An 8,937-nucleotide genomic window follows, 5' to 3' on the forward strand; every position below is an offset into this window, starting at 1 on the left:
TAACCCCGTTCAATTGCACAACTTCCTTATAAAGCCTCATATGCCCCGATTCGAGCCTCGCAAGATTCAATAGGTCTGTGACGAGCCTGCCCATCCGCTGGGATTCTTCATAGATGATTTTCGTCATTTCGCTGCGCTCTTCTTCCGTCGCGCCGACATCATCCAGCAAAGCTTCACTATAGCCCTGCAGCATGGCGATCGGTGTCCGCAGTTCGTGTGAGACATTGGAAATGAAATCCTCCCGCAATTTCTCGAGTTTATGCTGCTCGGTCATATCGTGCAGCACAGCCACGGCTCCACGGACCGAATCACCGCTGTATAACGGACTGAATGACACCGTATAATATGCCCCTTCAATTTCCAGCTCTTCTTCCACTTCCTCTTCAAAATGAAGGACGTGATCGAGCATATGGAAGAGCTCCAATGGAAGCGGTTTGCCTTCGGGTATCGCTTTCTTCAACTTCCAGTATTCATAAAGTTTTTCTGCCGGCGGATTGCTCAACAGCACTGTTTTATCCTGATTGAATGTAATAACCGCATCTGCCATCGACGTCAGGATACTCGATAATTGCTCTTTTTCCTGGCTGATCATTTCGAGATGATGTTTCAACTGGCTGCCCATCTGATTGAACGCCACAGCCAGTTGCCCAATTTCATCCTTGGAACTTGTAACCACTTTCGTATCAAAATTCCCTTTTGCCAGCTCAAAGGCACCTTCACGCATTTTACGAAGAGGGGAAGTGATTCGGGATGACAGGAAAAATGCAAATATCGTCGTCAGCAGCAGCGCGATGAACGCGGACAGGAAAACGATGTTCGTCGTCCGCTCAGCTGTACGGTCCATCACCTCGAGTGATTGATAGATAAATACTGTACCGTGCATATCGAGTCCCGTCTGCAAAGGGCTTGCCATCACGACGTAGGATTCCATCCGGTCTTCACCGGACAAAGCCGGAAGCAGCATTTCTTTCATGACTGTCTGATCGCTTTCAAAAACTATTTGGAACGCTGATTCATTCAGGATCTTTTCACGGATCTCGTCGCCGTTCTCGCCATTATGCAAATAATAAGTGCTTTCGTAAGGAACTTCAGCGATGACTGCATTGGTTTCCGGACCTAATATATCGTCGATGATGGTCATCGACACTTCATTGTCTGAGTGGTCGTTGAATACACGGGCAATCGTCGCAGCTTCTTTCGTCAATGTTTCTTCCACTGTCTCACTGTGATAATTCCCAAGGAATTCCAATAGCAGGATGGTTACAATAAAAAGGACAAAGGAAACGAGAAGCAGTATTGTGATCCACAGCTTCCCGACTACACTATTCCATATTCTATTCATTGCCGACCTCGAATTTATACCCTACGCCCCAGACTGTAACGATCATTTTGGCGGCAGTTTCGGACACGCGGTTCAATTTTTCACGCAGGCGTTTTACATGTGTATCAACGGTCCGCAGGTCACCGAAGAAGTCATAATGCCATACTTCCTTCAGTAAATGTTCTCTGTCGAACACCTTATCCGGCGCTTTGGCCAGGAAATAAAGCAGTTCGTATTCTTTTGGCGTCAAATTCACTTCCGTGCCGTCCGCTGTCACACGGTGCGCATCATGGTCGATCGTCAAATGCGGGAAGACAACCAGATCTTTCGAAACACCCGAATTTGCTGTTGGCGAATAGGCCGATGAGCGGCGTAGAATCGCCTTCACGCGCAGCACTACCTCGCGGGGACTGAAAGGTTTGACGATATAATCATCTGCTCCGGATTCAAAACCTTCCACACGGTTGGCTTCTTCCCCTTTTGCAGTCAGCATAATAATCGGCGTCATTTTCGTTTCACGCAGTTCCGTAGCGACTTCGATGCCATCTTTCTCCGGCATCATCAAATCCAGCAGGATGCAGTGGTAATCCTTTTCTGTCGCCAGTTCAAGAGCCTGAACACCGTTCTCCGCTTCTTCGACCAAATACCCCTCGCGCTCCAGGTACATTTTCAATAACCTGCGGATTCTTTCCTCATCATCGACAACCAAAATCGTTACTTCCTCAGACATCGCAATCCCTCCAACTTTCTTCTCTTCTACCATTGTACCGATAACAATTCCAAAAATAAATAGAAAGGCGTTTCTAGTGCAGCCAATTCGCCCCCAGCAAAAAACAGGCGGAGAAAAAGATCACTTTTTCTCCGCCTGCCCTATTTATATCCTGTGCAGAGCCTGTATTCATATCGCAAGTATTAAGCGTATGAATGGAGGCCAGCAATGATCAAGTTGACTGCGACAAGGTTGAACATGATGATGGCAAAACCTGCGACAGCAAGCCATGCAGATTTTTCGCCCTGCCATCCTTTACCTAGGCGAAGGTGAAGGAATGCTGCATAGAACAACCAAGTAATAAGTGCCCATACCTCTTTTGGATCCCAACCCCAGAATCTCGACCAGGCAATCTGGGCCCAAATCATGGCGAAGATCAATGCACCCAGTGTAAACAGCGGGAACCCGATGATAACCGAACGGTAATTGATCTCATCCATCAACTGGAGGTTGACATTTTTAAGGAAAGGTTTAAAGATTGCCGCGATGCGTTTGCGCGCAATCAACCGGATGATCCAGTACAGGATCGTACCGACGATGAACGACCAAAGAACAGTCGTCACTTTACCGGCGTTGATAATGGCAGGCGTTTCTAATAACGGCTCCATAGCCCCTTCCGTCAGTGAGGTATATTCATTCATCCCCACTAATGGCGGCATATTATATTCAATGGAAGCTTCTGCATTATCTTTATTGATATAAGTGAATTCAGCCTGATAATCCGTCAATGTGAAGTAAGTGCTTGCCACAACGAATCCGACGACCACAATAAGTGAGTACATGATCGTTTCAAGCCAGAAACGCTGTTTCGATTTTTTCTCCATATCGACGACTTTCAGCAGATAGATAAGGCCTGCTCCTGCACTGATGGCAAGGATCCCTTCCGCAATAACAGTCGTACTGACATGAATCGCTAACCAGTTCGTCTGAAGCGCTGGGATCAGCGGACTGACTTCACTAGGGAACATGCTTGCAAAAGCGATGATCAATAAAGCAACCGGCAGAACGACCATACCGAGAACCGGCGTTTTATATAGAAGATAAAGTATGATAAATCCGCCAACCAGTGTCATACCGAATGCTGTTGTGAATTCGAACATATTGCTTAACGGCGGGTGGCCAGTTGCTGCCCATCTTGTAAAGAAATAGCCAAGTTGGGCGATAAAGCCGATTAATGTAATGATAAAGGCGATTTTTCCCCATCGGCCTTCCGATTTAAACGAACCTTCTTTGTTGCCTTTGACCGCGCCACCAAAAACAAAGGTGGCGATCAAATAGGCTATGAAAGCGACATATAGTAAACTTGAACTCAACTCCGGCAGTGTCATCTTAACTCATCACCTTCCACTTTCTGCTCTTTGTCCAGCTTTTCCTTTTTCTCGACCTCTTCCTGCTGGTCAGTGTAGACCGGCAATGAAGCATATTCGGAAACCTGATCAAGATCTTTTTTCAAGCCAAACCAGTTTTTATTGGTGTGACCTGCAAGTAATACGGTTCCGCCTTCCTGCTGCTGAATCCAGAAACGGCGATGATTGAAGTACATCCCCTGTGCCACACCGATCATGAAGATCAGTCCACCAAGTCCGAGGATCGGCAAAGTTCTGTCTTTCCGGATGGTCAGACCGGAAGCATGTCTCGTTTCAGCCGACTGGAAGGTCAATTTATATTGGTTCTCCCCCAGTGGTTCAATCGTATCTTGTATGACGATAAAACTGACCTCACCTTCTGGTGTTTCAGGTGTATACATTCTGACAAGGAATCCCGGATTATTCGGAACCGGTGTCGCTGTCTGAGGTTCACCGTTCTCAAATCCGGAGAAATCCGGATAATAACCGAGAAGGTCGACTTTCGAACCGTTTCCTAGGTCATAGCTGTCCTCAGGTTTAACAAGGTCGATTGTCAGCGTGCCAAGCGATGCATCCGTCTCTTTATCGGTCAGATCGAACGTCATCGCACGGAGCTCATTCAATTTGTAATCCATTTGATAAACAGCATAACCATCGAATTTCAACGGCTGATTTACACGGATTGATTCTTCCTTCATCATTTCCATTTCATCCGTAGCCCCGGGCAGGCTTTCCTCTGGTGTCTGATAGAGCACGATATCCGTCTGATAATTCTTCGCAACGGTGCCTACACGGTCAAGGGCATCTTCAAATAATTCCTCATCGCCTTCACCTGAATAGGTTTCGATCGTAAACTTTTCACTTTCCAGATAATAGCCTGGAGCTTCCGGAATGGCGCGTGTTTCACCTTCCCGGATCCACAGCGTTTCATCCACATAGAATCCTGGCACCATCCGCAGCATGACTCCGGACAGGAAAATGATGAGGCCTATGTGATTCACGTAAGGGCCCCATCTTGAGAAGCGGCCTTTTTCTGCCAATAGGCCATTCTTATCCAATGTTACGTTGTATTTCAGCTCTTTCAACTTCTCTTCAGCTTTTACAAGCACGTCATCCGGCGCTTGCCCTTCGGCATAGATCCGCTGTTTGTTCATAAAACTGCGATGACGCAAAACGCGCTGGTTCTTCAATGAGCGATACAACGGGACGAACCGGTCAAGACTTGCCACTATCAGTGAAATTGCCAGCAACCCGACCAGCGTAATAAACCAGAAGGAACTATACATATCGTGGAGTCCAAGGAAATAGTAGATCTTGCCGATCTCCCCGTATACATCTGCATAATAGGCCTGGAGGGTGGCATCATTTCTCACAGGCACATTCACATACTGTGCCTGTGGCAGAATGGTGCCGATTGCGGCCGCAACCAGCAGCACAACAATAATTCCAACACCCACTTTTACACTTGAAAAGAAATTCCATATTTTATCAATGATAGATTTATTATAAGTTTGAGAGCGGCGTGCTGTTCCTTCATAACGCATATCCGCCAGCTTTTTACTTTGCTCTTCTTCGGTCAGTGAACGTCCGCATGATTCACAAAGAATTGTGCCCGGTGGATTTTTATGTCCACATTTACATACTAAATTTTCCATCCGAAAAAACTCCTTATTGAGGTCTGATTTCTTCCATGAAGCCTTTTATGTCCTCTTCGGTCATTTCACCAGTAACGATCCGCTGGATTTCCCCTTCCGGATTCACCAGGACCGTCGTCGGCAATGGACGGATATTATAGGCCGTCATCACCGATTTCGATTTGTCGATCGCTACCGGAAAGGATAAACCGAAGCGGTCGACAAATGACTGCACTTCGAAATCAGATTGGGCAATATTCACTGCCAGGACGTTTACTCCCTGATCCTCGTACTCCTGGAATTGCCGGTCCATCGCTGGCATTTCCTTAACGCAAGGTGCACACCATGTACCCCAGAAGTTCAGGAAAACGCCTTCGCCTTCATAATCCGATAATTTATGCGAATTCCCTTCCATATCCAACAATGCAAAATCGGGAGCCTTATCTCCTGCTTTCAGCACTTCAACGTCTTCTGCAGTGACGCTGTTGTAGATCGTATAGCCGATCGCAATGACCAGCAATGACAATATCGCTGAACGCATGATTGCGCGATTTCTTTTTTTATTTGACTTGTTCGCTTTTTGTTCTGCCATCTCAATTCCTCCTTCGAGGTCAATACTGAAACAATTATAGCAAAGTTTAAGAGGCTAAAAATCCAGAGTTTTGAAGGGTTTGTGAACGTTAATGCCTCTTCCCTGTTTCTGCCATGACTCTCAGCAACTTCACTTCGTGGGCGGTCAATTGTCTGGATTCGCCTGCATTCAACCCATGCAGGGTTAAAAAGCCGAATTGTTCACGGCTGAGTTTCTGTACCGGGAAGCCGATTGCTTCGAACATTCTTCTGACCTGTCTGTTTCTGCCTTCATGGATTGTAATCTGGACAATGCCTTTGCCCTGTTTCTTATCTCCTGAAAGGAGCTTTACTTTAGCTGGTGCAGTCATGCCATCTTCAAGCTTGATGCCGCGCTCCAATTTCTGAAGGTCCTCTTTCTCAGGGATGCCTTTCAGCCGGGCCACATACGTTTTGTCAATTTCATATTTCGGATGAGTCAGAAGGTTTGCGAATTCACCGTCATTTGTCATGATCAACAGCCCCGACGTATCGTAGTCGAGGCGCCCTACCGGATAAATGCGTTTATCGACATCATCAAAAAAGTCCGTAACCACTTTACGGTTCTTATCATCAGTCACCGCTGAAATGACTCCCCGCGGTTTATACAATAAATAATAGACTTTTTGTTCTTTTTCAAGCTGTACGCCTTCCACTTCAATCGTATCTGAAGAAGAAACCTTCGTTCCAAGTTCCTTCACCACTTTGCCATTTACCCGTACCTTGCCGTCCAAGATCATCTGTTCCGCTTTCCGTCTTGAAGCGACGCCGGCATGTGCCAGCATTTTCTGTAATCGTTCCATAAACTCACCCCGTCTGATTTAATGTTCTTTTTATGTCATATTGTTCAGGACGCTTGATCGTTGCTGCCCTGTCCGAGAAATCCCTTTAGACTTTCGCTTCTTCTTTGAACGCATTCTGGAATTTGGTCATGAAAAGATCGCCGTCATCGTCCTGGTCTTCTGAAAGTTCTTCAGGAAGCGGCGGCAGTTCGTCCAAACTCTTTAAACCGAAATAATTCAGGAATTCACTCGTGGTGCCATAAAGGATCGCCCGTCCCGTCCCTTCAGCCCTGCCCACTTCCTGGATCAAACCTTTACCCGACAGTGTATAGAGGGCTTTTTCACTTTTCACACCCCGAAGGTCTTCTATTTCCACACGTGTAATCGGTTGTTTATAGGCGACAATCGCCAATACTTCCAGGGAAGCCTGGGACAGCGATTGGACTGTCGGATTTTCCACAAGACGCATAATGGTTTCTGCCACTTGCTGTTTCGTCACCAATTGGTAGACCCCGGCCAATTCTTTGATCATGATGCCGCTGGTTTCGGATTCTTCATATCTGGCGGCCATGGCCGCCAGCTCCGCCAGAATGTCTTTTTCTTCAGCTTCCGTCAAAAATTCCAGCTGTTTCATCGATAAACCGTCATCTCCGGCTACGAACAGCAAAGCTTCTATTTTACTCGAAAGATGGGTCATCATAATTCCACGATTCCTTTCTAAGTTCGACCATCAGATCGGTGAAATTCTTTTCCTGTTCCACCGCTACCACCTGTCTTTTCATGAGTTCCAAAAGCGACAGGAATGACACAACCATGACTGTCTTATCATTGGTAGGGAACAATTCGGTAAAGCGCGTACGCCCGTTCGCGGCTTTTAAAGTGTTGACAAGAGAGACCATCTGATCTTTAATGGATATTTCCTGTCTTGCGATTCTCGCTGACAACGGCGCTTTCAATTTCTTCCTGCGCATCAGTTTTTGGAAAGCTCCAAGCATATCATAGGCGTTCACTTCCAGTTCGACATTTTCATAAGGCGCTAATGTCTGGTAATCAGAAAGATCCATTGGCGGCTTCGTAAAAATGGCGGACCGGTTCGCTTCCAGTTCCTTCAATTCAATCGACGCTTCTTTAAACTTCCTGTATTCAATGAGGCGCGATACAAGTTCGTCCCTCGGGTCCTGTTCTTCAAAGTCGTAATCCGGATCATCCAGATCGCCCTGATGGACCGGCAGCAGGGTTTTGCTCTTGATTGCCAGGAGCGTTGCCGCAAAAACCAGGTATTCGCTCGCTTCATTCAACTCAAGCACTTGCATCGCACGGATATGCTCCATATACTGAGTAGTGATTTGTGACACAGGAATATCATAAATATCGATTTCCAAACGGTGTATTAAATGCAATAATAAATCCAGAGGTCCTTCGAAAGCCTCCACCTTTACTTCATAGGACATCTTTTCAACCACCTGACTGTTAAAGATACTCAATATATTATAGTAGAAAGGGGATCAAAATGCACCCTCTCCAGCATCCGCACTTTATTCAATACATTATACACTTCAATTTTCATGAAGATTATTTCGAATGCCACGAAGTCGGGGAAGATTATTGGAAAGAAGTCGCCCCCAAAAACAAGATGCATCCGATGGCGGGCTGGATCCAAATGGCTGTCGGCATGTATCACTGGCGGCGCAGCAACTTCCCCGGTGCACTGCGCTCATTCATCCGCGCAAAAGATAAACTGGCCAATGCCGGGGTCTGGACAGAAGGGTTCGACCAAGCGGCATTGATACGGATTCTATCCGAATCGATCGAGGCCGTGACAGCAAGACGGGAGTTTACGCCCTATAAATTGCCCCTCCTGTCTCCTGAACTCATCGATGCGGTCGGCCGCTACATGGCTGAAAACCCTTCGGAAACATTGGATTCCTATTACCTGATGCACAAACACCGGTTGCGGGACCGTTCATCGATCATCAATTTACGGGAACAAAAAAAAAGGCGAGAACTTTAACATTAAAGTTCGCCTTTTTTTGATGGACATTTAGTAAGGAAAGCTTCAGTTTCACTCGTTGAAAGCATTTGGCGACCCTGCATGATCTGCCGGATCTTGTCAATCATCGCATGGCCTATCCCTTCACCGCGGTGAGATGGATTGACGGAAATATGATGGATGGTGAAACTCTCTTCAGCCACTTCAACACCCAGCAGCCCCACAAAGTCTTCGCCTTTTTTCCAGAGATATAATTGCCAATCAGGATTTTCTTCGTATTTATGCATCGTCTGCTGCAGCCTTTTCAGCTCGCGCTCTTTCGGCATGAACGACAGCAGACCCATTGCAATTTTTTCGAATGATTTTTTGTATCTGAATAACATAAGTATCCCTCGTTTTCTTCTAGAAACAACTTAACTTATCCTACTATATTTCTACCAATAACTCAAGTTGCCACGAAAAGCGACAACGGCCGTTCAGCTCCGA

The 8,937-nt window shown here is 46.4% G+C and carries 10 protein-coding genes; 1 reads left to right on the top strand and 9 read right to left on the bottom strand.

The window, feature by feature from the left end; genetic code table 11:
• The 8 genes from IQ294_RS15985 to IQ294_RS16020 form a co-directional block, all read right to left on the bottom strand.
• Positions 1 to 1,342, bottom strand: a 1,342-nt coding sequence (locus IQ294_RS15985) for a histidine kinase dimerization/phospho-acceptor domain-containing protein (RefSeq protein WP_203335046.1), incomplete at its 3' end; no start/stop codon positions are given.
• Positions 1,335 to 2,051, bottom strand: a complete 717-nt coding sequence (locus IQ294_RS15990; RefSeq protein WP_203335047.1) for a response regulator transcription factor — start codon at positions 2,049 to 2,051, stop codon at positions 1,335 to 1,337. The genes IQ294_RS15985 and IQ294_RS15990, both read right to left, overlap by 8 nt.
• 182 nt (positions 2,052 to 2,233) lie before the next feature.
• Positions 2,234 to 3,418 (bottom strand): c-type cytochrome biogenesis protein CcsB, encoded by a 1,185-nt coding sequence (gene ccsB, locus IQ294_RS15995; protein ID WP_284699737.1) that lies wholly within the window; start codon positions 3,416 to 3,418, stop codon positions 2,234 to 2,236.
• The gene (gene resB / locus IQ294_RS16000) at positions 3,415 to 5,091 is read right to left on the bottom strand and encodes a cytochrome c biogenesis protein ResB (RefSeq protein ID WP_203335048.1); all 1,677 of its coding nucleotides are present in this window, start codon (positions 5,089 to 5,091) and stop codon (positions 3,415 to 3,417) included. Before resB ends, ccsB begins: the two co-directional genes overlap by 4 nt.
• A gap of 13 nt (positions 5,092 to 5,104) precedes the next feature.
• Positions 5,105 to 5,662 carry a thiol-disulfide oxidoreductase ResA gene (resA, locus tag IQ294_RS16005; RefSeq protein WP_203335049.1) on the bottom strand — a complete coding sequence of 186 codons (558 nt, stop codon included), beginning with the start codon at positions 5,660 to 5,662 and terminating at the stop codon, positions 5,105 to 5,107.
• 88 nt (positions 5,663 to 5,750) lie between these two features.
• Positions 5,751 to 6,482 carry a pseudouridine synthase gene (locus IQ294_RS16010; RefSeq protein ID WP_203335050.1) on the bottom strand — a complete coding sequence of 244 codons (732 nt, stop codon included), beginning with the start codon at positions 6,480 to 6,482 and terminating at the stop codon, positions 5,751 to 5,753.
• 85 nt (positions 6,483 to 6,567) lie between these two features.
• The gene (gene scpB / locus IQ294_RS16015) at positions 6,568 to 7,161 is read right to left on the bottom strand and encodes an SMC-Scp complex subunit ScpB (protein ID WP_238942887.1); all 594 of its coding nucleotides are present in this window, start codon (positions 7,159 to 7,161) and stop codon (positions 6,568 to 6,570) included.
• Positions 7,139 to 7,912: a segregation/condensation protein A gene (locus tag IQ294_RS16020; RefSeq protein ID WP_203335051.1), complete on the bottom strand. Its 774-nt coding sequence runs from the start codon at positions 7,910 to 7,912 to the stop codon at positions 7,139 to 7,141. Before IQ294_RS16020 ends, scpB begins: the two co-directional genes overlap by 23 nt.
• A 59-nt stretch (positions 7,913 to 7,971) precedes the next feature.
• Between IQ294_RS16020 and IQ294_RS16025 the strand changes: the two genes are divergently transcribed.
• Positions 7,972 to 8,472 (top strand): DUF309 domain-containing protein, encoded by a 501-nt coding sequence (locus IQ294_RS16025; RefSeq protein WP_203335052.1) that lies wholly within the window; start codon positions 7,972 to 7,974, stop codon positions 8,470 to 8,472.
• A gap of 2 nt (positions 8,473 to 8,474) precedes the next feature.
• Here IQ294_RS16025 and IQ294_RS16030 read toward each other — a convergent pair whose 3' ends face one another.
• Complete coding sequence (locus tag IQ294_RS16030) at positions 8,475 to 8,834, bottom strand: GNAT family N-acetyltransferase (RefSeq protein WP_203335053.1); 360 nt, start codon at positions 8,832 to 8,834, stop codon at positions 8,475 to 8,477.
• Positions 8,835 to 8,937: the final 103 nt, after the last annotated feature.

Source organism: Planococcus beigongshangi (assembly GCF_016820495.1).
In the GTDB taxonomy this organism is placed as follows: domain Bacteria; phylum Bacillota; class Bacilli; order Bacillales_A; family Planococcaceae; genus Planococcus; species Planococcus beigongshangi.